Here is a 23,384-nt window from a genome sequence, read left to right as displayed (position 1 = left end):
CGTATCTTGGAAAGGAACGTGCTAGATACAATAGATAAGCTGTTCTTTCGGGAAAACTGTTGTGGACGATCGCTACGACCCCCAAGTGATTGAGGCCAAGTGGCAACAGGAATGGGCTGCCCGCCAGATCGATCGCACCGATACCGATCCGCAAAAGCCGAAATTCTATGCCCTCTCAATGTTTCCCTACCCCTCTGGGAATCTGCACATGGGGCACGTTCGCAACTACACCATTACTGATGTCATTGCCCGCTGTCGGCGGATGCAGGGCTATCGCGTTCTTCACCCCATGGGGTGGGATGCCTTTGGCCTGCCGGCAGAAAATGCCGCCATTGAACGGGGGATTCATCCTCGCGTCTGGACACAGCAAAACATTGCCCAAATGCGCCAAGAACTGCAACGCCTTGGCCTTTCCTACGACTGGGAACGGGAAGTGGCCACCTGTCACCCCGACTACTACCGCTGGACGCAATGGCTCTTCTTGGAATTCTTTGAGGCGGGCTTGGCCTATCAGAAGGAAGCGGCGGTGAACTGGGATCCCGTGGATCAAACAGTGTTGGCCAATGAACAGGTGGATAGCGAAGGGCGATCGTGGCGATCGGGCGCCTTAGTGGAACGGCGACTGCTTAAGCAATGGTTTCTGAAAATTACTGCCTATGCCGAGGAACTGCTGAATGACTTGGAACAACTGACCGGCTGGCCAGAGCGGGTGAAATTGATGCAGGCCAACTGGATCGGCAAGTCCACGGGTGCCTATCTGGAATTTCCAATTGTTGGCAGCGATGAGAAAATTGCTGTTTTTACCACCCGTCCCGATACGGTCTATGGGGTGACCTACGTGGTGCTGGCGCCCGAACATCCCCTGACACCGAAAGTGACCACTAGCCGCCGCCGCAAAACCGTCGAAGCCTTTATTGCCAGTGTCCAACAGCAAAGTGAACTCGAACGCACAGCGGGCGATCGCCCCAAGCGGGGTGTGGCCACCGGTGGCAAAGCTCTGAACCCCTTTACCGGTGAAGAAATCCCGATCTGGATTGCCGATTATGTCCTCTACGAATACGGTACCGGTGCTGTAATGGGCGTGCCTGCCCACGATGAGCGCGATTTTCAGTTTGCCAAGGCCCACAAGCTCCCCATTCGCCAAGTGATCATTCCCCCAGACGGCAAAGCCAGTGCCCGCCTCAAGGCTGCCTATACGGAGCCGGGGAGATTGATCAACAGTGGTCCATTTGATGGCATGGACTCCACTGCAGCTAAAGCAGCCATTACCGAATACGCAACCACCCAAGGCTGGGGACGGGAGCAAGTGCAGTATCGGCTGCGGGATTGGCTCATTTCCCGCCAACGCTATTGGGGTGTCCCCATTCCCATCATTCACTGTCCGCAGTGTGGAGCGGTGCCTGTGCCGCGCTCAGAATTACCCGTGCTGCTCCCCGAGGAAGTGGAGTTTACCGGTCGTGGCCCTTCTCCCTTGGCGAAACTTACTGCATGGCGGGATGTTCCCTGCCCGAAATGTGGTACCCCTGCCCAGCGGGAAACGGACACAATGGATACCTTTATTGACTCCTCTTGGTACTACTTCCGCTACGCCGATGCTCGCAACAGTGAAGCCCCCTTTGACCCAGCAGCCATTAAGGACTGGTTGCCGGTGGATCAGTACGTGGGGGGGATTGAGCACGCCATTCTCCATTTGCTCTACTCGCGCTTTTTCACCAAAGTTTTGCGCGATCGCCAGCTTGTCCATGTCAGTGAACCCTTCCAACGTCTGCTCACCCAAGGCATGGTTCAAGGACGCACCTACAAAAATCCGCGCACGGGCAAGTACATCATTCCTAGCCGCATCGCCGATCTCAGCCAACCCACTGACCCCGACACAGGGGAAGCCCTAGAGGTCGTCTATGAAAAAATGTCCAAATCCAAGTACAACGGCGTTGCCCCCGGTGATGTGATTCAGAAGTACGGGGCGGATACTGCCCGCATGTTCATCCTTTTCAAGGCGCCCCCCGAAAAAGACCTCGAGTGGGACGATGCCGATGTCGAAGGTCAGTTTCGCTTCCTCAACCGCGTCTGGCGCTTGGTGCAAACCTTCAAAACCAAGGGGGGTCAGCTGGGTCAACCCCTGCCTGCAAGCCTCACTAAAACTGAAAAAGAGCTGCGCCGTGCCATTCATACCGCAATTAAAGAAATTAGCGAGGACATTGAGGGCGACTATCAATTAAATACCGCGGTTGCCGAACTGATGAAACTCACCAATGCCCTCAGTAGCGCCGATTACTATACCTCTGGCGTGTATAGCGAGGGCATCCAAACATTGCTAACCCTGCTTGCTCCCTTTGCCCCCCACATCAGTGAAGAACTCTGGCACCAACTGGGCGGCACCGACTCCATCCACCGCCAGCCTTGGCCAAAAGCAGACCCCACTGCCCTTGTTGCCGATGAAATCACCCTTGTCATTCAGGTGATGGGCAAAACCCGTGGTGCGATTCAAGTCCCTGCCACGGCTAGTCAAGTGGAACTGGAGGAAGCCGCCAAGCAGTCGGAGATTGGCCAACGCTACCTTGCCGGTAAAACCATTAAAAAAGTCATTGTCGTGCCGGGCAAGTTGGTGAACTTTGTCCTAACTCCTTAAACACTAGCACTTTGCTGTAGTCCACTTGGTCTGCTGAGGACGCCCCATTTTTCCCATAGGATTTTGCAGAAGCTAGCGGAGTTTGGCGTAGTGTGTCTAGGATCGAGTCTAAGGGGGTCGATCGCTTCCTAAAAGCGTCTAGGATAAGGACTGTAACCATTTGAGCGGCAACTATGGGTGAGGCAAAACGGCGCAAGGAAACCCTTGGTGAGAGCTACGGTCAAGAAAAGGAGGGCTGGCTCCGGAAGGAGCAACTGCTGCTAATCCAGAAGTGGGTAACGCGGGGTACCTGGGTAGGGATTGGCCTGCTGGTAGTCATTTGGCTCACGGTTCGCTTTATTGGCCCCAGTTTGGGATGGTGGGAATTGACAGTGAATTAGAACTGGCATGTTGGATCTGTTGGCAGCATTGGCATGGTACTGGGGACAACCGCGCTTTGAGGCGTTAAAAGCAGTGATATTTCCCTATGAGGCTGCGCTGCATCAGTATCGCGATCGCTACCTGCAAACATTGGCACAGGAGGGTTTTTCTCCCAATCAACAGGGCATCTGGGTTCAAAGTGCCCACCAGTTATTGGTCAACCACCAGGGCGATCGCCCCCTTGCCGCTGCCTCTGTTACCAAAGTGGCAACCAGTCTGGCGGCTCTAGATAAATACCCCTTTGACTATCAGTTTCTGACTCGCATCGGCACCACAGGCACGCTGCAAAATGGTGTTCTCAGGGGGGACTTGGTCTTGATTGGCGGCAATGATCCCCTCTTTATCTGGGAGGAGGCGATCGCCATCGGTAATGCCCTTAACCGCCTTGGAATTCGTCAAGTGCAGGGGAATCTAGTCATCGTTCCCCCTTTTATGATGAACTTTTACCCTGAACCCCAGACCGCCGCAGCGCTCTTCAAACTCGCCCTAGATCACCGCCGCTGGACGCCTGAAATTCAAACGGCCTATGAACAGCACTTCAAGGGACAACCCCGCCCCCAAGTCACGATGACGGGTGAAACACGCTTCCAAAGCACGATCCCTGCGAGTGTTACCCTGCGCCTCGAGCATCGCTCACTCCCCTTGGGGGAAATTGTGCGGCAAATGAATATCTACAGTAATAATGAGATTGCGGAAACCCTAGCAGAAATGGCAGGGGGTGCTGCAACCGTAGCTCAAGTGGCCGCCCGTAAAGCCAATGTACCCCCCAGTGAAATTCAACTGATCAACGGCTCAGGTCTGGGGGAGGAGAATCGCATTTCTCCCCGGGCGGCGTGTGGGATGCTTTTGGCGCTTCAGGAGATGCTCGCTCAGAAAAACCACAGTTTGGCGGATGTGCTACCCATGGCGGGGCGCGATCGCGGTACGTTAGAGTATCGTCAACTACCGGCGGCAACCCTAGTAAAAACGGGGTCTCTTTGGAATGTGAGTGCGTTGGTTGGCGTCTTACCCACAGCAAAATACGGCACCGTCTGCTTTGCGCTTCTCAATGGCGGAGACAACCTAGAAGGGTTTCGGCAGATACAGGATCGCTATGTGCAGCATTTGAGTCAAACGCTACAAGCGACCCAAAGACTGGGTGCTGAATTTCACCGCCAAGCCCCTGCTCCGCGGTTTGGCGACCCCCAACGCATTCAGCTCCTGAAGGCGCAATAAACGATGACAGCACAACAACTGGGAATTGTTGTCCAAGGCTCCCTCAGTCAGGGCTTAGAGGTACGACTGTGTGGCAACGTCTCTGTAGAAGAACTGCGGGTCGGCCAATTTTTAGTGATCCAAGGCCAGCGATCGCGCTTCTTTTGTCTGCTGACGGATGTCGTGCTTGGTACGGCCAATCCCCGCATTCTGCTCAACCCCCCCGCCCTTGAGGATACCTTTTTGCAGGAGGTACTGGCGGGTACGGGCACGTTTGCGACGCTGAGTGTGGCACCGATGTTGATGATCCTCAACGATGAGCAGGATTTACTGCCCGTAAAAACCATCCCTGCCCATTTTAGTCCTGTCTATGACGCCAGTGAGCGGGACTTTCGCGCCGTGTTTGGCTGGGAGGACGATCCGCAGCGGCGTAACTTTGCCATTGGCACTCCCTTAGATATGCAGGTGCCCATTTGCTTGGATTTGGATCGTTTTGTCGAGCGCAGCAATGGCGTATTTGGCAAGTCGGGTACTGGCAAGTCCTTTTTAACGCGGCTGTTGTTGTCGGGGATTATCCGCAAACAGGCGGCGGTGAACTTGATTTTTGATATGCACTCGGAGTATGGCTGGGAAGCCACCCGTGAAGGCAAGCAACTGAGTACCGTTAAGGGATTGCGGCAACTGTTTCCCCGCCAAGTCAAGATCTATACCCTTGACCCTGAATCCACCCAACGGCGAGGGGTGCGCGATGCCCAAGAACTCTACATTGGCTTTGATCAAATTGAGGTGGAGGACTTGGCCTTGGTGCAAGCGGAACTGAACCTCTCGGAGGCCAGCCTTGAAAATGCAATTATTCTGCGCAATGAGTTTGGCAAGGGCTGGATTAGTCGCCTCTTGGTGATGACCAATCAGGAGATTCAGGAATTTTGTGAAACGAAAATGGGCAGCAAAGCCTCGATCATGGCGCTGCAACGCAAACTGACACGGCTGGAACAACTGAAGTACCTACGAAATACCTGTGCTAAGAACTACATTGGCCAAATTTTGGAGACCCTCGCTGCCGGCCACCACGTAGTGATTGAGTTTGGCTCCCAAGCCAATATGCTCTCCTATATGCTGGCGACGAATATTATTGCCCGCCGCATCCACCAAGCCTATGTGCAGCAGTCGGAGATTTTTTTGCAAACCAAAAATCCCAGCGATCGCCCGCGTCAACTGGTAATCACGATTGAGGAGGCTCACCGCTTCTTGGATCCGGCCACGGTGAAGCAAACGATTTTTGGGACGATCGCCCGCGAAATGCGCAAGTACTTTGTCACACTCCTCGTTGTTGATCAACGGCCTTCGGGCATTGATAGCGAGATCATGTCGCAAATTGGCACCCGCATCACTGCACTCCTTAACGATGAAAAGGACATTGAGGCCATTTTCACGGGGGTGGCGGGTTCGCAGCAGTTGCGATCGGTGTTGGCCAAGCTGGATTCTAAACAACAGGCGCTTGTGCTGGGTCATGCGGTGCCGATGCCTGTGGTGATCCAAACCCGCAGCTATGACGAAACCTTCTATGCCGAGATCGGCGATCGCGATTGGGAGGAACTCCCTACACCCATGTTATTGGAGGCGGCTCAAGCGGCGAAGTCAGATCTGGGGATCTAGCCTAGAGCTTTAGAATTGATCCTGAATCAACTCTCAGTGAGGAGAACACTGTGGCGCACACCATTGTCACCAATACCTGCGAAGGGGTTGCCGATTGCGTTGAGGCGTGTCCGGTGGCCTGTATTCATCCGGGACCGGGGAAAAATGCCAAGGGCACCGATTGGTTCTGGATTGATTTTGCCACCTGTATTGACTGTGGCATTTGTTTGCAAGTGTGTCCTGTGGAGGGGGCAATTGTGCCTGAAGAACGCCCTGATCTGCAATTAACCCCCACCACCCCATGAGTGTTTATTGGCTCGATCGCGTGCGGCTTTTGGGGAGCGATCGCCTGCAACAGGTACAACTCACGAATGGCAAAGTGACGGCGATCGGCACTGACCTGATTCCCCCCGATTGCTCTGAGGTGCTGGACTTCGGCGGCGATTATCTCTCCCTTGGGGGCGTCGATCTGCAAATTAACGGTGCCTTGGGCATTCCCTTTCCTTGGTTAAAGACCACCGAACCACTGCCAAAAATTGGCCGCTATCTTTGGCAAGAGGGGATTGATGCCTACGCCCCGACGATTGTGACTGCTCCCCTCGCGGAAATTCACACTGCCTTGAGGGTGCTCCACGAATACGCGCCCAATGCGCAAGAGTCTGAAGCCAAAATCTTAGGTGTGCATTTGGAGGGGCCTTTCCTCAATCCCCAGAAGCGGGGTGCACACCCCCAGCAGTATCTGCAACCCTTGACTTTTGAAGCGGTTAAACAGGTTCTAGCAGAGTTTAGCCGCTCGGTCTGTATTCTTACCCTAGCACCGGAACTGGATGCCACTAATCAGGTTCTGGCCTACTTACGTGGCTTGGGAATTACCGTGAGTTTAGGTCACTCTTTAGCCACAGTGGAGGAAGCGCAGGCGGCTTTTGATGCCGGTGCCACAATGATCACCCATGCCTTTAATGCCATGCCCCCTCTGCATCATCGCGAGCCGGGACTGTTAGCAGCAGCCTTGACAGATCAGCGCGTTTGGTGTGGCGTGATTGGCGATGGGGTGCATGTTCATCCGCAAATGCTGAAGGTGTTGTGGCAGTGCGCGGGCGATCGCCTGTTTTTGGTGAGTGATGCCCTTGCTCCGCTGGGGTTAGGCGATGGGGTCTATCCTTGGGATCAGCGGCAGATTGCAGTGAAAAATGGTACGGCACGACTGGCTGATGGCACCCTCTGTGGCACCACTGTGCCGCTGTTGGCAATGGTGGGACGCCTAGTGGATTGGGGAGTTTGCGATTTTGAAGCAGCGTTGACCCTAGCAACGGTGAATCCTCGCCGCGCCATCGGTTTGACGACAGAACTCCTACAGCAGCCGGTGACCCATCTTCTGCGCTGGCGATCGCCCCACCACTATGAACGACTGCCCAGCGAGCTACATCCCCCCTTGCTCAGCCATGATTGAGAGCACCATGAGTACCGCATAAAGGGCACCACCGAGCAATCCCGCAATCACCGAAATCCAAGTAAATAGCTTGGCCTTGTTTGAGGCCTCCAACGCCCCGGCGCGATCGCCGACTGCTAACCTTGAATTGACTTGGGCAGCAAAAATATAGCTATTCCAATCAAGAATGAGATATTATCCAGCACAATACTTGCGAATCACCTCATCAATCGAACTGTTTGACCCTGCATACATCCGCGCTCGCTTCAGCGCACTGAAGTCGTGCTCAATCACATTCAAATCAGGAGAGTATTTCGGTAAAAATAACACCTCGTGACCCGCCGCTTTGACCGCTTCCTGAATCGCCCCTTTCGGATGAATCGGTGCATTATCCATCATCAACAACGAAGGTCTCTTTAATGCCGGCAAACAGTACTGACTCAGCCAGCTCACAAACCCTACCGCATTCAAGTATCCGCAAAACAGCATTGGGGCGATGAAGTCTTTCTGGTGTCTATACCGTCCTGCGACTCAACTCTCTCTTTTCTGACGCTTCCCCGCTCGCTCTCCATCAATTCGTTGGCCTCGCGCTGACCACCCATACTCACACGCCACCCAAGAGTCAAACCCCGTTTCATCGATATACACCAGCGTTTCCTTGCCGTGGCTCTCTACCCATGTGTCGAGCTGCTGTTGATACGCTTGTCGCTCTTCTTCACACCGTTCTTGGTAACGTATCTGTTTTTTTTTCGGGTGATGCCCATCTGGGCGAGGGCATAACTAATGGTGGAAACTTGAACGCCAAATCGCTGGGCACGGTCGATTAAACGGTCATCGGGATGGGCAGCAACATCGGCTGCTAAGGCCGCCCAATCCAGCTTCCAAGGACGACGGGGGACAACTGTGGGGGCTAAGTCGTCTCGCTTCAGCCAGCGATGGATAGTGGCGCGGCTCACCTGAAAAATTTGAGTCGCTTCACTGATTTTGCCACCTTGCTTGATATAGGAGACAACCCGCTCTCGTCAGTCCAAGCTATAGCTCATATTCTTGAGTAACATTCATGATGCTTTGAGGATAGCTTATCCCTCTTGAAAATATCTCATCTCCTTTCGAAATGGCTATAATAGCGACAATACCGAAAGGCAAACAGCAGCAAATCGTGGACAGAATCGCTGGAACCATGTAGTTAGGAATGTTTTCATTTGAAGGGTTCATTGTTAAATTTCCTTAAAAATCAGGTTTGAATAGGGTTTAAAAAATTGACAGCAATTGATTAGCGATCTTTGAATAAGCACAGGCTAGCCTATTTTTTCTCTAAAGGCAATCATCTCCCTTCCACTTTTGTCAAGAGTTGCCCTCAGTCACCGCAAACGTCGGTAGGGTATGGCAAACTAAAGAGGAATTCACTTAGCTTGCAACACGGAAATTGATCGTGCCTAAAATGCTTGCCCGTTTAACCTTGAGTCTGGGTCTTGTTCTCCTGAGTGGCAGTCTGGCAACGGCACAGGTGGTGTTACCGCGCACCCTTGAACTCAATGCCAAGGAGATGGAGCAAAATGGCTTTATTGTGGCCCAAGAAGCCCTACAACTGGCACAGTTTCGGCAATTTCAAGAGGCGTTGGTGCGAGCCAAGCTAGCAGTGCAGTTGGCACCCCAAGCCCACGAAATTTGGGCATTACTGGGGGGACTCTACCTCACGGTCAATCAACCCAAGGATGCAGTGCCAGCCCTAGAGCAGTCTTTGAAACTCAATGATAAAAATCCGGGGGCTTATTTCAACTTAGGCTCTGCCCATTTTCGCCTAGGGCACTATGGAGCCTCAGTGCGGGCGATCGAGCAGGGATTGGCACTGAAACCCGATGCCACAGAGGAATGGTTCAACCTTGGCAATGCCTATCTCAAATTGGGACAAAAGGATCGGGCAATCGAGCAATACCGCCGCTCATTGCGCTTGGATCGTCAGTTTTGGCCAGCCTATACCAACATTGGTCTCGTGCTCTATGAACAAGGCAATATCCGCCAAGCAGCCAAGAACTGGGAACAGGCAGCAGACATTGACCCCAAAGCCAGTGAGCCGAAACTTGCTTTGGCCACAGCCCTGTTGCAACTGGGAAATGAAGCAAGAGCACTACAACTGGCGGAAGAAGCCCTGCGCCTCGATAGCCGCTATGGCACGGTGGAGTTTCAACGGGAAAACCTCTGGGGCGATCGCCTAGTGGCCGATACGCAAACCCTATTGGCCAAGCCCCCTCTGCGGGCACTGCTGAGCCAACTCCAACCTGAGCAATCTGTCCTTCCTCAGCCCTAGAATGATTGAGATTCGTGCGGCAGAGATCACCGACCTGCCCAGTGTGGCTCAACTCGTGGCACTGAGTTTTCACCCAGGGGGAGGGTGGCAAGCCCTTTGGCGCCGTTTTGTGCAGCTGGGAATTGAGCAGGATCTGCGCGATCGCTGGCAGCGCGAGCGTCCCCACTACCACTGTTGGCTAGCCCTCCTATCCACAGGTCAATCTGCTCTATGTGTGGGGAGTGTGGAAATGCAGCTCCGTGAGATCAAGGGTGAATCCAAACCTTATCTCTCCAATTTGGCGGTGCATCCGGACTACCGGCGGCGTGGCATTGGTCGGCGGCTATTACACACTGTTGAGGGCAGCCTTTGCTCCGCCTATTGCGATCTCTATCTGCACGTCCTTGCTCACAATCAAGCGGCGCAGCAGTTATACGCCCGCTGTGGCTTTGCAGTCGTTGAGGAAGGCTTCACCTTTTGGGGAGAGCGGAAATTGCTCCTACGGAAGTCCCTCGCGGGCGATCGCCCCTATTCCTCGTCAGCCATTTCCTCGTGGGTATGAGTCACCGTATTGGCAGAGACGGCTACCCCTTGGTCTAGCTTTTGCCGCACCTGCTGTTCGACCTCTTGGGCAAAGGCAGGGTTCTCCTCCATATATTTAATTGTGTTGTCGCGGCCTTGGGCAAGATTTTCGCCGTTGTAGGAATACCAAGCTCCTTTGCGGCTAATCACACCGGTTTCCTCGGCCATATCAAGAATGCAGCCGAGATTGGAAATGCCCTTACCAAAAATGATGTCAAACTCAGCAATGCGAAAGGGTGGCGCCACTTTGTTTTTGGCCACCTTGACTTTGGCGCGAATCCCAAATTCCTCCGTTCCCTTCTTCAGAGTTTGCACCCGCCGAATATCTAGGCGCACTGAAGCATAGAACTTGAGGGCGGTTCCCCCCGTCGTCGTTTCTGGGTTACCGTAGGTGACACCAATTTTTTGCCGCAATTGGTTCAGGAAAATCACGGTGCAGCCTGTTTTACCAATATTACCGGTAATTTTGCGCAAGCCTTGGCTCATGAGGCGCGCTTGCAGCCCCACATGGCTGTCGCCCATTTCCCCTTCCAGTTCAGCGCGGGGCACCAAGGCCGCAACGGAGTCCACCACCACAATATCTACGGCTGTCGAGCGCACCAGTTGATCAACAATTTCTAGACCCGTTTCCCCAGTGTCTGGCTGAGCCACCAGTAGGTTTTCAATGTCCACGCCGAGGGCAGCCGCATAGGTGGGATCAAGGGCATGTTCAGCATCGACAAAGGCAGCTACACCACCGGCTTTCTGGACTGCGGCCACCGCATGAAGTGCCAAGGTGGTTTTCCCCGAACTTTCAGGGCCATAAATTTCAATGATCCGCCCCTTCGGCAGTCCACCCCCCAAAGCAAGGTCAAGGGTGAGGGCACCGCTAGAGATGGTTTCCACCTTCATGCGGGTGGCATCCCCAAGGCGCATGATGCTGCCCTTACCAAAGTTGCGTTCGATTTGGGAGACGGCAAGCTCAAGGGCTTTGCGTTTTTCGGAGGCAAGGGTGGTGTCACTCATAGCAAGCTGAAGAAGTTGGCACTTTTCTAGGTTAGCGGATTGGCGAAATTGATGGCTTAAGCTGCGGGGGTGAGTTAGATCAGCTTGCGACGCACAACGATGGCATTATCACCCACCACCGGATCGCGGACAAGCAGGTGACCTTCGGTATCCACCACAATGACGGTCTGATACCCCAAGTCATGGGCAGTTTGCCAAAGGTTCTGGGCTAGTTGATCCTGCTTTGTAGGACTGAGATCATACCAACTGTTGGCCAGCATCAATTCCAAGCGCTGTTCGCTGGGGGTGAGGGTCAGGGTGGGATCAAGGGCGTTGCTGTAGCGATCGCAAAGGGCCAGCAATTGCTGGCGGACGGTGAGGCTGTCACTGACGAAGGTGGAAGGAGCGATCGCCCTTGGTGACGGAGTGGGTGTTGGTGTCGGCTGAGGTATTGGGGCGGGTGTTGCTGCCATGGGTGTGGGTGCCGGGCGGGGTTGCACAAGGACACTGGGTTGGGGACGCTGGGTTGCTTTCACCGTTGGCTGGCGAGGAGATTGCAGCCAACTGAGGGGATTCAACCAGAGCAAAATGAGGAGTAGGGCGATCGCGATCCCAGTTAGAGTAGCGCGGTTATACCGCTCCTGGAGATGGTTCGGCAGCCGTTGCTGCACCCAGCCCATTCCCTGCCACCATAGGGCTGCCCCTCGACCGACCCATGAACGTTCGGGATTCAGCTGCTCTGGGGCGATCGCCCGTTGTGTGGCTACCTTCTTGAGTTGCGCTGTGGCCTTGCTCAGCAGTTCACTGATCCCCTGAAGTGTGGCGATCGTTTCCCGTAACAGCAGGGGGAACAGTTTTTGCCAAAGGGTGGGCTTGGGGGTCATTTGGGCACGCCAATCATTGGATAAACTATTTTTGATCCTACGGCATCAGATCGCCGCAAATGGCTGCTGCAAAACCGCCGCTGACTGCTACCATGATCCCAAGACAAAACGAGATAACAACGTGAAGGGCATTCAGCAATTTAATATTGAAGGATTCCAGCGGCAAATTCGCAGTGCCCCCGTGCCTGTGATCGTGCATTTTTGGGCCCCTTGGTGTGGCCTGTGCCGCCTCATTGATCCCCTGCTGGATCAACTGGAGCAGTCACTGCCGCACCGGCTGCAAATTCTCAGGATCAATGCTGATGAAAACTTTGCCCTCAGTCGTCACTTCCAACTGACGAGTCTGCCAACCCTTCTTTTTTTCGATCGCGGCGAATTGGTGCAGCGGTTTGATCCCGCCCTTGTCAAGGGGGACTTTCGTCAAGCCTTGCAGCAACTGCTTGCCTACTCCTTTCCTAGCCTCTTGCCCGCTGAGTCCCACCGCTCCTAAGGCGAGAATTTGCGATGGCCAAGCTGCGTCGCCTCAGTCAGTTTTTAGAGGAACGCTGGGTGACCCCCGCCTACGCGGGACTGCTGCTATTGGGCATGAATCTCTTTCTTTTTGCGGCAGCCATTAATTCGATGGCGGGTTGGCTGTACGTGATTACGGGGATCATTTTTGGTCTGCTCTTGGTGGCGGCGATTCTACCGCCGCGCTATTTGCGGGGATTGGTGCTGGAGCGAGCCAAGGTGGATCCAGTTCATGCGGGCGATCGCCTACGCCTGACCGTCTTTCTGACCAATGCCACCCAAACGCCTCGCCACAATTTGCAAGTGATTGACCCCGTTCCCCGTGATCTATGGTCAGCCATCCAGAGAAAATGTCCCCAACAGGCAATCGCGGAACTGCCACCGCAGCAAACCATTCCTTGGCACTACGATCTGATCCCACCCCGTCGGGGCATTTATGAGTGGTCGCAGCTAATCCTCCGCACCGCTGCCCCCTTGGGCCTCTTTTGGTGTCAGCGCGCATTTCCCGTACCGCAGCAGGTGGTGGTTTATCCGCAAGTTCTGCAATTACAACAGTGTCCTTTGCTGGATCAACTGGGGCAAGAGATTTCCCAAGAGTGGCGCGATCGCCAGCATCATCTTCACGTTGCCCAAGAGGGCATCACCCGTGCCTTACGTCCCTACCGCTGGGGTGATCCTTTGCGTTTAGTCCATTGGCGCACCAGTGCTCGCTATGGCGAACTGCGGGTACGCGAGTTTGACACCTTTAGCGGTGGGAATGCGGTGACCATTGCCTTGGATACCCGTCCCCATTGGATTGGGGAGGACTTTGAGCAGGCGGTGATTGCGGCGGCTAGCCTCTACCTTTACAGTTTGCAACAGCAAATTCCTGTCCAGTTTTGGAGTCCCGCCACGGGGATGCTCCACGGTCAGCCAACGGTACTGCGGGCCCTAGCAGCGATCGCCCCCAGCGACACCGATGCTGAGTATCCCATCGATTCCCTTGTCTGGCTCACCAGTCAATGGCCTAGCCCTGAACCTTTGCCCCCCGGCAGTATCACTGTGCTCTGGGGAGAGCCACCCTCACGGCGGCAAGGGGCACTTCTGTGGATTGATCGCGATCGCCCCCTCGGCAGCCAATTACAAACCCCTGTCAGCTACCCCCTGTCTTAGGGCAGCGGGCGCCACTCACCACTGCTAACAAAGGCAGCCCAAAAATAGGGAATTTGCTTACTGGGGTCATTCATTAACTGCAACTGCGCTTGCCGTAGAGCCTCACTGCGTCCCTTGCCAGCCGCTAGATTTTGATAAAAGGCAACCATCAGTTGTTGGGTCGTGGTGTCATCCACCTTCCAGAGGGAACTCACTTGGGTACGCGCCCCCGCCAAGGTAAAGGCTCGCCGCAAGCCATAGACACCATCGCCATTGAGAATATCGCCGCGCCCCGTATCACAGGCGGACATCACCACTAACTCGGTACCATCAAGGTTAATGCCGGTGACTTCAAAAGCCGTTAACACGCCATCATCCACCCCACTCTGCCGTTGATTGAAACCCGCCAAGGCCAAGCCGGAGCGCAACAGTGGATTTTCCCCCCTAAAGGGAGTATTGGCATTGAGACCACGGGTATGTTGCAGGACTTGGGGAGATAGCGGCGGACTCTCTAGGAAAAATCCATGGGTGGCGAGGTGAAGTACCCGCGGCCGCTGCGTTTGTTTGATGGCAGTTTCGGTGGCACTGCTGCCCGTGAGGATCTGCGCTTGGGGCAAGAGCGTGCTTACGGTTTTCACCTCCGTGGCGGTTCCGGGTAACTCCGTAAATGTCAGGCTGCGCAAATCCAGCGATCGCGGGTTCACTCCCCGCTGACTACTTGCCACAGCACGACCACTCCCTTGACTAAACGTGGGATTACCCACCACCAAGGGGGGATTGGCGGGTTTAACCCGCTGTTGGAGCCGCAGCAAGTCGCGTCCTGAGGTGAGCAGTGTGATCGTATAGGACTGCACCAGATAGCGATCCTGCCGATCCACCAAGGCCTCAAAGGAGAGAGTATTGAGCTGACCGTCGGGAGCCACCAGCAGATGGGTACTGCCCGCTAGGAAGGGTTCCAGAGGAACCAAGAGGCGCTCATAGGCCGCCTTCAAAGAGGGCTTCGTTACCGTAGCGGGCAATCTTGGATCCGCCATCCGCTGGCGTGCTGCCTTAATAACCGTATCGAGATCAGCGACGGTACCCAAGTCACGCCATTGGGGAGCACCCCTATTTTTCAGGGCATAGAGGGCGTAACGGGGCGCTTCCCAGCGGTTGGTTTTTGGGTTGTAGGGCACATACTGGATAAACTCCAGCAGCACGGCATTGGCGGGAATCGCTTGCTGCACGGCACTGAGGGTGACGGGGGTGACTTCCAAACGGAAGTTGGCATTTTGGCTCACCAGTTGCGCTTCCAGTTGGTTGGCACGCTGTTCGAGTTGGCTAATTTGGCTGGCCGGCGGTGGGCGATCGCGTACAAAGGTGAGGCTAGCAATCTGTGTTCGCACACGAATTAATTCATCCAGTTGCTGCTGCCCCGAGGCATCCAGTTGATTACGTAGGCGACTGGCTGTTGCCGCTAAAACATCCAACAACCGACCTTTACGGCGCAAAATGGTAGTCAAGGCGAGGTTGGCCACTGCTGGATTCTGGGAACTCCCCTGTAAATGGAAGGAAATGGCGGTGTTGGTGGAGTCTTGAAACGTGGCCAGATAGTTGCGCTTGTATTCCTCGGAGCCAACCACGAGGTTACGGCTGAGGTTGGCCTCTTCAATCTCAAGGGCGCGGTTGAGAGCGGTTAAGGCCTCGTTGATCATTCCCTGCGCCCAGTAGGCTTTGGCTAAATTGGCAAGACTTAGCGCCAAATAGGGATGCTCGCCACTGAGGGTACGCTGCCGCAGGGCAATACTGCGTTGATAGAGGGGAAGCGCCGCCCCATAATTCCCCTGTACCCGATAGAGTTCAGCCAAGTTGTTGAGGCTAGTGGCAACATCGGGGTGATCTGTCCCCAGTACCTTTTCACGGATCGCCAAACTGCGTTGGTAAAGGGGAAGCGCCGCGCCATAATTGCTCTGAGCACGATAGAGTTCGGCAAGGTTATTCAACACCGTTGCCACCAAGGGATGTTCTGCCCCTAAGGCGGGTTCGAGGAGACCCAGACTGCGCTGGTAGAGGGGCAAGGCTGTGGTTAGGCTGCCCTGCAAATGGTACATCACTGCCAAGTTGTGCACACCCAAGCCCACATCGGGATGGTTTTTGCCTAGGGCTTGTTCACGGATGGCAAGGGCGCGTTGATAGAGAGGCAGGGCCTCACCGTAGTTGCCTTGATCGGTGTAGAGGTTGGCGAGGTTATTGAGGCTGGTGGCAACATCGGGATGATTGGCGCCAAGGGCTTGTTCACGGATGGCTAAGCTGCGCTGATAGAGGGGAATCGCCTCACTAAAGTTGCCCAGTTCCTTGTAGGTGACAGCAAGGTTATTCAAAGTTGCAGCCACAGTGGGGTGATGGGCACCTAAAACCCGCTCGGCGATCGCCACCAATTCCCGCGAGGGTGCCACTGCTGCGCCATAATTCCCCTGTTTTTGCAACTGCTCAATCTGATTTGTGAGGGCAATGACATGATTACTATCGCCGCCAAAAGAGGTTTTGCGAATCACGTCTAGTTCACTGACGGCGGCACTATAGCGCTGTTGTAGGGCATCCAACCGCTGCATAATATCGCGCAACTGTTGGGCTTCATTTTGTGCGAGTCCCCGCTGGTAAAATCCTGTGGTTGTGGCGATCGCCAACAGAAGCGCAAAACAACACCGATGACCCGACATCCGTCTCATAAAGCACCTGCCGCTGCTGTCATCTCTATCCTAGACAGCCAACCTTCAGAATGCGTTCCCAATGTAACGACAAATTACAGTTATCCCCTAACCCCTAGGCGTTGCCTATAATAGAAGTGTTACGGTTGTTAACAACTCACGATAATCTCTCATTTTCAACCGAACTTAGCAATAGCAATAGCAGCCTTAATGCTTGACGGACAGGGTTTTCGGCTATTCTTGGGAACACTAGCAAAAACAACAATCGCAGTTAGGGTAAGCTTATCTAAAGGTCATCAATTTGTAAAGAAGTGTGATTCATTTTTCAATTCTTTATTTGTATTGATGAGAATGAAGTGCCTATGAAGTATTTCCACTCACCAATCATCCCAACTGATCAATGTTTCTTTAGGTGATTTTCTGCGTCAACTCAGCCGAGAGTATTTTTATGGATAGTGATGGTTATTTACCAGAGATTCTTACCCTTCTAAGACAATTGCTACCTTTGTTGATTAGCCTTTTAGATGATGCCTTTGCCCTTGTCCTGACCCGCCTCGGTTGCCATCTTCCTTGGCTCGAGAAGATCATGCCTTTTGTCCTCAGTGGAGTGACGCTCTATGTGATTATTCATGGCGGTAAGGTGATCCACGAGTTTTGCCAGCAGAAATGGGAATCACCTCAATCCCCGAATGTATCCCCGTTGCAATAGTGTTAGGAAATCCCCACAAATCCCACTGCATTTTGGTAGTCATTTTTACAATCGTGGGCGATCGCCGCTAAGATCGAGGTGAGGCCTATGACCGGTTGAATGTGGGTGTGGGAAGCGCACGGAAGCCTGTGTCGCCGTGAACAACGGTGAATTCGAGGCAACCTATGGAACTGCAACGTTCAGTCTCCCCAGCAATTGAGCAAGAATTTATTCGACGTCAGGTGGTGAGTCAACTCCTGCAAGCGCGTTTGCGGGCAACTTGTGGGCTGACGCAGACCTCGACACCCCTTCCCCTAGCGACACCAACGGGCGATCGCCCGCCCCTACGGCCATTACAGGAGCCAAGGAATACCAGTGTGATCGAGGCTAGCCAACCCTAGAGGCGACCACGCGCTTTTAGCAGCAGATAGCGATCCACCAGTTGCTCACTCATTTGATCCGCAGGCGCGTCAAGGACAAGAACCCCCTGTTGCTCCAAGTGGGCAAAGGCGCGCTGGCGCTGGTGCAGGAGATCGAGGGCAACGGCTTGCTCGTAGAGGCTGGAAATTTGATCTACGGAGCCTGTGAAGGGGCGGTGGGCAAGGGTTTCAATGTGGCGATCGCGCAAAGCAACGCAGAAGGGTAGAAAACGCGGCGTGAGGCGAGCCATGGCTGCGAGGAGTTCTTGGGAAGCCACCTCATCAATGACTTCTGTAAGAACCACCACAAGGGCACGGCGGGTATAGTGTCCCAAGATCGCGCTGACGGTGCCCACATAGTCGGATTCTTCGAGAATGGGTTCACAGCGATACACCTGACTTAGAATCTGCCCCAGATGGGAATCGCCACTTTGAGGCGCAATCCACGTGTGCAGTTGCTGATCAAAAATCCCCAAGCCCACCTTATCCCCCCGTCGCAAGCCCGTCAGCGCCAGTGCCAATGCCGCGTTTAAGCCCCAGTCAAAGCGTTTCAAACCAGCGACAGTAGCGGTCATCAAGCGGCCTCGATCCAAGAGAATAATCAGGGGTTGATCCCGTTCGGGCTCCATGGCGCGCACAAGAGGCCGTCCGCGGCGGGCACTCGCTTTCCAGTCCATGAGGCGCAGATCATCCCCCAGATGGTACTCCCGCAATTCGGCAAACTCGGTGCCCCCCAAGGCATAGCGTCGCCGCCGCAAGCTGCCACTGGATTCTAAACTGAGGCGAATCGAGAGCGATCGCAAGCCCATCAAATCGGGATAGACTTCCACCTCAGTCACAACGGGTGCAAACCAGCGTCGCCACGCCAAGCCCCAAGAACTGCGCAGCCGCACATCGCAGCCTGACCATTGAAAGGCACCCCGTCGCGGTGGAAACACATGGTAGAGCAATTCCAACGTCCTCTGGGCTGAGGCCGCCAAGGCAAAGTAGGGGATTTCACCCGTAAACTCAGCAGGCATATAGTCGTAGAGTTCAACCCAGATCTGCTCATTCAAGGAAACCTCACCACGGGTGTGCAGCCTGAGGCGAATCGGGTTTTGCCGACCAATGGAGAGCCGTGACTCACAGGCGCGATCGAGGGTCAGTTGCCAGCGACCGATGCGGATATAGTCCCACAGGGACAGGCCGAAAATGACCAGATCGTACAGTCCCATCAGGAGCCATCCCAGCCCCAGAGGCCAGTGGTGCAACCATTCCCGCAACTTCCCTTGGGGAACCGCCTCGGCGATCGGCCATAGCTCTGCTGGCAGAAAGCTGGTCAGCACTGGAAAGAGAAGCCCCAGCAGCAAGAGGCCATAGAAGCGAACCGTGGGCACCCAGCGGGGGCGATGGCGACCAAACTGATAACTGGCAGGTGCTTTCATCGAGGAACAGCAACTTTCGCGAGAATACCTTGGATCACTTGGGGCAGCGTGGTGCCGTCTAACTGGGCTTCGGGCTTGAGGATTAAGCGGTGTTGCAGTAGCGGGGTGGCGATCGCCTTCACATCCTCAGGGGTAACATAGGCGCGATCCTCTAACCACGCTTGGGCTTGGGTGGCGCGTAACCAGCCCACTGCCGCTCGTGGGGAAGCCCCCAACAGCAGTTCAGGATGTTGACGACTGGCCTGCACCAAGGCCAACAGATAATCCAGCACCGCAGGCGCCACATGGACTTGCCGCACTTGCTGCCGTGCTGCCAAAACTTGCTCAACGGTAATCAACGGCTCCAAATTGAGTTGATCGAGATCCCGCGCCTCAAAGCCCCCAAGGGCATTTTCAAGCATTTGCCGTTCTGAGGTTGGCTCTGGGTAGGGAACGACTAGCTTAAATAGGAAGCGATCCAGTTGGGCTTCGGGCAAGGGATACGTCCCTTCAAATTCCAAGGGGTTTTGGGTGGCCACTGTCCAAAATAAACCCGAGAGGGGCAGAGTGGTGCCGTCAAGGGTTACCTGCCGTTCTTCCATGGCTTCGAGGAGAGCCGCTTGGGTCTTAGGCGGTGTGCGGTTAATTTCATCCGCCAGCAGCACTTGGGTAAAAATTGGCCCCTTGCGCAGGCGAAATGTGCGACTGTTAAAGTCAAAGATACTCGTACCGAGAATATCCGCTGGCAGGACATCGGGGGTGAGTTGGATACGGCGAAATTCCGCTGCAATTAGACGAGCGAGGAGCTTCACAAGGAGGGTTTTGGCGGTTCCTGGCACCCCCTCAAGGATGACATGGCCTTCGGCAAGAAGCGCCACAACCAACCCTTGGGCGATCGCCCCTTGACCGACAACAATCTCATTGAGACGCTGCTGCAGGCGATGAAAAAGCTCTTTCACACCCGTTCTGTTACTGCTAAACTCTCCCAATGCTAGCAGAGGTCTTGACAATCTCCCCTTGATGACAATCAATAAATTATCGTCTAGGAAAATTGGCTAGAATACAGATCGAGGGACTTTTGGCAAACCTGTGACGACAACAACTTCTCCAATTGCCACCGCTGCCCAACAAATCGTCCAGCATCCGCAGCACAGTCGTCTTTTTAAGCTACTGTATGCCCTGCAGCAAAATCAATGGCCGACTCAAGCGCCGCCGTGGACCGTCAGCGATGTGCAACAGGCCGTGATCCAAATCCTTGAGCAGCTGAAAACCCCCACCCTTTTGGGACAACGCCTAACGGCCATTGTCAATAGTCTCAACAAAGCACCAGCCTACCAGATTCTTTCAGCAGCACTCCTGCAAATTTTGGTGCCCCTCTACACCCAATCCCCAACGGCCACACTGACCCTCGAGGCGCCAACCCTCAGCACCGCCGATCTCTACGATTTGCGCTTGGAAGTCACTCGCTACTGTACCCCCCTGCAGATGAAGCTTCTTGTGGCCGCTCTGTTGACCACTAAACCGGTGCATGCTCAAGGCCTAGAGCGGTTTACCCTCATTGATTTACTGCAACGGCTGACCCGCCGCTATGGGGATTTAGAGATCTTGCAGACGCAGATGGCCGCTGCTTTGGCGCGCTTGCCCGATGACCCTCTCTATGCCAGTGGCGGCGATCGCCTGTTCAAACTGCTGACTACGCTCTATCAACGCTATCAACAAAGCCCCGCCCCAGACATGACCCTTGGCACTACCCCACCCACCGTTGCCCCACCAGATCCCTCAGAAACCGAGGAAGAACTCACCTGCCAACTGCTCCCCCACAGTCAATAAACGCTAGGGAAGGGCTGGCCTGCTGGTAAAGAGATTCTGTACTTAGCGGGGAATCCTTGGCGATCGCGGTAGAACAGAAGGGAAGGGCTGACTACTAATCGCGTTAATTCTTTGCGAGGATTCCCACAATGACCAGTCTCATTCCGCCCGGTTGTCCCACGGTGCTGACGGAAGACGATCGCACCGGTACGAGTATTGAAACGCTGCGCCGCGCCTTTATGGATAATCTCTTCTTTATCCAAGGGCGATTCCCCGAAGTGGCGACGAAAAATGATTACTACTTGGCCTTGGCCTACACCGTGCGCGATCGCCTACTGTTGCGCTGGTTGAATTCTGCCAAAACCTATCGAGATCAAGAAAGCCGCACTGTTTGCTATCTCTCCGCCGAATTTTTGCTAGGGCCACACCTCGGCAATAACCTGATTAACCTCGGACTCTATGAGGCCGTTGAAGAAGCCATGCGGCAAACGGGTTTGAACCTCAAGGAACTGCTGGATCAGGAGGAAGAGCCGGGCTTGGGCAATGGTGGCTTGGGTCGCTTGGCCGCCTGCTATATGGATTCCCTCGCCACATTGGAAATCCCCGCCATTGGCTACGGCATTCGCTATGAGTACGGCATCTTTGACCAAGAGATTCGCGATGGCTGGCAAGTTGAGATTACGGATAAGTGGTTACGCTACGGCAACCCTTGGGAAATTCCGCGACCAGAGTTGATTTTGCAGGTGAAGTTTGGCGGCTATACCTATAGCTACACCGATGATCAGGGTCGCTATCGGGTCGTTTGGGAACCCCACCAAGTGATTCAAGGGGTAGCCTATGACACCCCAATCTTGGGCTACAAGGTGAATACCGCCAATCTTTTGCGTCTATGGCGGGCAGAGGCGGTGGAGTCCTTTGACTTTCAAGCCTTTAACACGGGCGATTACTACGGTGCCGTCAACCAAAAAATTGCCTCGGAAAACATCACCAAGGTGCTCTATCCCAACGATGAGCAATTGCAGGGCAAAGAACTGCGGCTGATGCAGCAATATTTCTTCTGCTCCTGTGCCCTTCAGGACATGATCCGCCTCTACAAGCAATCGGGGAATAAGGATCTCAGTCGCTTCCACGAGAAGTTCACCGTGCAGTTGAATGATACCCACCCGGCAATTTCAGTGGCAGAACTGATGCGCCTGTTAGTGGATGAGCATCTCATGCCTTGGGAGCAGGCGTGGGACATTACTTGCAAGACATTTGCCTACACCAACCACACCCTCTTGCCCGAGGCACTGGAAAAATGGCCGCTAGATCTCTTTGGCTCACTACTACCCCGCCACTTGCAAATTATCTACGAAATTAACCAACGCTTCCTTGATCAGGTGCGCCTGCAATATCCGGGGGATAACGATCGCCTACGGCGGCTGTCGATTATTGATGAAAGTGGCTGTCGTTATGTGCGCATGGCACACTTGGCAGCGGTGGGGAGTCATGCCATCAACGGAGTGGCGGCGCTGCACTCAGAACTCTTGAAACAAACGGTGCTCAAGGATTTCTACGAACTGACGCCGCAGAAATTTTCCAATAAAACCAATGGCGTCACCCCTCGGCGCTGGATGGTGCTCAGTAATCCCGGATTAACTCGCCTGATTACCGAACGCATTGGCGAAGATTGGGTGAAGCACTTGGATCAACTGCGGCGATTGGAACCCTTGGCAGAGGATCGCGACTTTGCGGCTCAGTGGCGATCGGTGAAGCATGGAAACAAGGAACGCCTTGCGGAATACATTCGCGATCGCGTGGGAGTAACGGTGGATCCCCACTCCCTCTTCTCCATTTTGGTGAAGCGCATCCACGAATATAAGCGGCAGCACCTGTGTGTCCTCAATATCATCACCCTCTATCAGATGTTGAAGGACAATCCGCAACTGGAGATGGTACCCCAAACGTTTATTTTTGGCGGTAAGGCGGCGCCGGGCTACTACATGGCCAAGCTAATCATCAAGCTCATCAACTCGGTAGCCGACGTGATTAACCGTGATCCAGCGGTGCGCGATCGCCTGAAGGTGGTCTTTTTACCCGACTACAATGTGACTCTGGGACAGCGGGTCTATCCCGCAGCGGATCTCTCCCAACAAATCTCAACAGCGGGCTACGAGGCCTCAGGCACAGGGAATATGAAATTTGCCCTCAATGGGGCGCTGACGATTGGCACCCTCGATGGTGCCAATGTGGAGATTCGCGAAGAAGTAGGAGCAGAAAACTTCTTCCTCTTTGGCAATACGGTGGAGCAATTGCAGGAATTGTGGCGTAACGGCTACCGTCCGTGGGAGTTTGCCAATAATAACCCGATACTGAAGCGAGTCCTTGACCTCATCGGCTCTGGTTACTTTTCCCATGGGGATACGGAACTCTTTCGCCCAATTGTGGAACACCTCTGGCAAAACGATCGCTATTGCCTCTTGGCAGACTACCAAAGCTACGTGGACTGCCATCAACAGGTGCTTCAGGTCTATCAAGATCAAGCCCAATGGGCAAAAATGTCGATTCTGAATGTGGCACGGATGGGCAAATTTTCTAGCGATCGCGCCATTCGCGAGTACTGCCAAGACATCTGGCACGTTGAACCGGTGAAAATTGTTCTCCCGCAAACCTCCTATATGACGCCCGCTGTGCAGTAGGCTGGCCGTCTCTGG

General features: G+C 54.3%; 21 protein-coding genes and 1 pseudogene. 14 read left to right on the top strand and 8 right to left on the bottom strand.

Features of this window, described 5'->3' with window-relative positions; translation table 11 throughout:
- Window positions 1–61: 61 nt before the first annotated feature.
- The 6 genes from leuS to nagA all read left to right on the top strand — a co-directional run bounded on the left by leuS (window position 62) and on the right by nagA (window position 7,328).
- Complete coding sequence (leuS, locus tag QYC28_RS05400) at window positions 62–2,629, top strand: leucine--tRNA ligase (protein ID WP_286626935.1); 2,568 nt, start codon at window positions 62–64, stop codon at window positions 2,627–2,629.
- A 173-nt stretch (window positions 2,630–2,802) separates the two neighbouring features.
- Window positions 2,803–3,009 (top strand): DUF2839 domain-containing protein, encoded by a 207-nt coding sequence (locus tag QYC28_RS05395; protein ID WP_302679964.1) that lies wholly within the window; start codon window positions 2,803–2,805, stop codon window positions 3,007–3,009.
- Window positions 3,010–3,016: 7 nt separating this feature from the next.
- On the top strand, window positions 3,017–4,264 hold the full coding sequence (locus QYC28_RS05390; RefSeq protein WP_302679963.1) for a D-alanyl-D-alanine carboxypeptidase: 1,248 nt from the start codon (window positions 3,017–3,019) through the stop codon (window positions 4,262–4,264).
- Window positions 4,265–4,267: 3 nt separating this feature from the next.
- Complete coding sequence (locus QYC28_RS05385; protein WP_302679962.1) at window positions 4,268–5,899, top strand: helicase HerA domain-containing protein; 1,632 nt, start codon at window positions 4,268–4,270, stop codon at window positions 5,897–5,899.
- Between the two features lie 50 nt (window positions 5,900–5,949).
- Window positions 5,950–6,183 (top strand): ferredoxin family protein, encoded by a 234-nt coding sequence (locus QYC28_RS05380; RefSeq protein ID WP_149818865.1) that lies wholly within the window; start codon window positions 5,950–5,952, stop codon window positions 6,181–6,183.
- Entirely contained in the window at window positions 6,180–7,328 is a 1,149-nt protein-coding gene (gene nagA / locus QYC28_RS05375; RefSeq protein ID WP_149818863.1) for an N-acetylglucosamine-6-phosphate deacetylase, read from the top strand. Before QYC28_RS05380 ends, nagA begins: the two co-directional genes overlap by 4 nt.
- On the opposite strand, the gene QYC28_RS05370 is transcribed toward nagA, so the two are convergent.
- The 3 genes and pseudogenes from QYC28_RS05370 to QYC28_RS05360 all read right to left on the bottom strand — a co-directional run bounded on the left by QYC28_RS05370 (window position 7,299) and on the right by QYC28_RS05360 (window position 8,489).
- Window positions 7,299–7,421, bottom strand: a complete 123-nt coding sequence (locus QYC28_RS05370; RefSeq protein ID WP_399375219.1) for a hypothetical protein — start codon at window positions 7,419–7,421, stop codon at window positions 7,299–7,301. The genes nagA and QYC28_RS05370 overlap by 30 nt on opposite strands.
- A gap of 81 nt (window positions 7,422–7,502) precedes the next feature.
- A pseudogene (locus tag QYC28_RS05365) lies at window positions 7,503–8,308 on the bottom strand (IS630 family transposase).
- Window positions 8,309–8,339: 31 nt separating this feature from the next.
- Entirely contained in the window at window positions 8,340–8,489 is a 150-nt protein-coding gene (locus QYC28_RS05360; RefSeq protein ID WP_302680057.1) for a CD225/dispanin family protein, read from the bottom strand.
- A gap of 259 nt (window positions 8,490–8,748) precedes the next feature.
- On the opposite strand from QYC28_RS05360, the gene QYC28_RS05355 reads away from it, so the two are divergent.
- Together QYC28_RS05355 and QYC28_RS05350 are read left to right on the top strand one after the other, a co-directional pair.
- Window positions 8,749–9,615 carry a tetratricopeptide repeat protein gene (locus tag QYC28_RS05355; protein WP_149821693.1) on the top strand — a complete coding sequence of 289 codons (867 nt, stop codon included), beginning with the start codon at window positions 8,749–8,751 and terminating at the stop codon, window positions 9,613–9,615.
- 1 nt (window position 9,616) lies between these two features.
- A complete protein-coding gene (locus QYC28_RS05350) occupies window positions 9,617–10,156 on the top strand; it encodes a GNAT family N-acetyltransferase (RefSeq protein WP_286669030.1) in 540 nt (179 codons plus the stop codon).
- Here the strand turns inward: QYC28_RS05350 and recA are convergent.
- On the bottom strand, window positions 10,123–11,181 hold the full coding sequence (recA, locus tag QYC28_RS05345; protein WP_149818857.1) for a recombinase RecA: 1,059 nt from the start codon (window positions 11,179–11,181) through the stop codon (window positions 10,123–10,125). The genes QYC28_RS05350 and recA overlap by 34 nt on opposite strands.
- 74 nt (window positions 11,182–11,255) lie before the next feature.
- Window positions 11,256–12,044, bottom strand: a complete 789-nt coding sequence (locus QYC28_RS05340) for a hypothetical protein (protein ID WP_149818855.1) — start codon at window positions 12,042–12,044, stop codon at window positions 11,256–11,258.
- A gap of 16 nt (window positions 12,045–12,060) precedes the next feature.
- On the opposite strand from QYC28_RS05340, the gene QYC28_RS05335 reads away from it, so the two are divergent.
- Both QYC28_RS05335 and QYC28_RS05330 read left to right on the top strand, forming a co-directional pair.
- Entirely contained in the window at window positions 12,061–12,534 is a 474-nt protein-coding gene (locus QYC28_RS05335; protein WP_226972021.1) for a co-chaperone YbbN, read from the top strand.
- 14 nt (window positions 12,535–12,548) lie between these two features.
- The gene (locus QYC28_RS05330; RefSeq protein ID WP_302679961.1) at window positions 12,549–13,706 is read left to right on the top strand and encodes a DUF58 domain-containing protein; all 1,158 of its coding nucleotides are present in this window, start codon (window positions 12,549–12,551) and stop codon (window positions 13,704–13,706) included.
- Here the strand turns inward: QYC28_RS05330 and QYC28_RS05325 are convergent.
- The gene (locus QYC28_RS05325) at window positions 13,703–16,384 is read right to left on the bottom strand and encodes a CHAT domain-containing tetratricopeptide repeat protein (RefSeq protein ID WP_302679960.1); all 2,682 of its coding nucleotides are present in this window, start codon (window positions 16,382–16,384) and stop codon (window positions 13,703–13,705) included. The two genes, QYC28_RS05330 and QYC28_RS05325, sit on opposite strands and share 4 nt — an antisense overlap.
- Before the next feature lie 436 nt (window positions 16,385–16,820).
- On the opposite strand from QYC28_RS05325, the gene QYC28_RS05320 reads away from it, so the two are divergent.
- Together QYC28_RS05320 and QYC28_RS05315 are read left to right on the top strand one after the other, a co-directional pair.
- A complete protein-coding gene (locus tag QYC28_RS05320; protein WP_206199935.1) occupies window positions 16,821–17,081 on the top strand; it encodes a hypothetical protein in 261 nt (86 codons plus the stop codon).
- A gap of 164 nt (window positions 17,082–17,245) precedes the next feature.
- Window positions 17,246–17,461 carry a hypothetical protein gene (locus tag QYC28_RS05315; RefSeq protein WP_302679959.1) on the top strand — a complete coding sequence of 72 codons (216 nt, stop codon included), beginning with the start codon at window positions 17,246–17,248 and terminating at the stop codon, window positions 17,459–17,461.
- Here QYC28_RS05315 and QYC28_RS05310 read toward each other — a convergent pair.
- Window positions 17,458–18,903, bottom strand: a complete 1,446-nt coding sequence (locus QYC28_RS05310; RefSeq protein ID WP_302679958.1) for a DUF58 domain-containing protein — start codon at window positions 18,901–18,903, stop codon at window positions 17,458–17,460. The genes QYC28_RS05315 and QYC28_RS05310 overlap by 4 nt on opposite strands.
- On the bottom strand, window positions 18,900–19,841 hold the full coding sequence (locus QYC28_RS05305) for a MoxR family ATPase (protein WP_286626922.1): 942 nt from the start codon (window positions 19,839–19,841) through the stop codon (window positions 18,900–18,902). Before QYC28_RS05305 ends, QYC28_RS05310 begins: the two co-directional genes overlap by 4 nt.
- Before the next feature lie 130 nt (window positions 19,842–19,971).
- Between QYC28_RS05305 and QYC28_RS05300 the strand changes: the two genes are divergently transcribed.
- A complete protein-coding gene (locus QYC28_RS05300; RefSeq protein WP_302679957.1) occupies window positions 19,972–20,712 on the top strand; it encodes a hypothetical protein in 741 nt (246 codons plus the stop codon).
- Window positions 20,713–20,840: 128 nt separating this feature from the next.
- Window positions 20,841–23,369 carry a glycogen/starch/alpha-glucan phosphorylase gene (locus QYC28_RS05295; RefSeq protein ID WP_149818843.1) on the top strand — a complete coding sequence of 843 codons (2,529 nt, stop codon included), beginning with the start codon at window positions 20,841–20,843 and terminating at the stop codon, window positions 23,367–23,369.
- Window positions 23,370–23,384 lie beyond the last annotated feature (15 nt).

Source organism: Thermosynechococcus sp. HY596, from assembly GCF_030518715.1.
In the GTDB taxonomy this organism is placed as follows: Bacteria; Cyanobacteriota; Cyanobacteriia; order Thermosynechococcales; family Thermosynechococcaceae; genus Thermosynechococcus.
The sequence above is the reverse complement of the archived record's forward strand: the minus strand, read 5'-3'. Positions and strand labels throughout refer to the sequence as shown.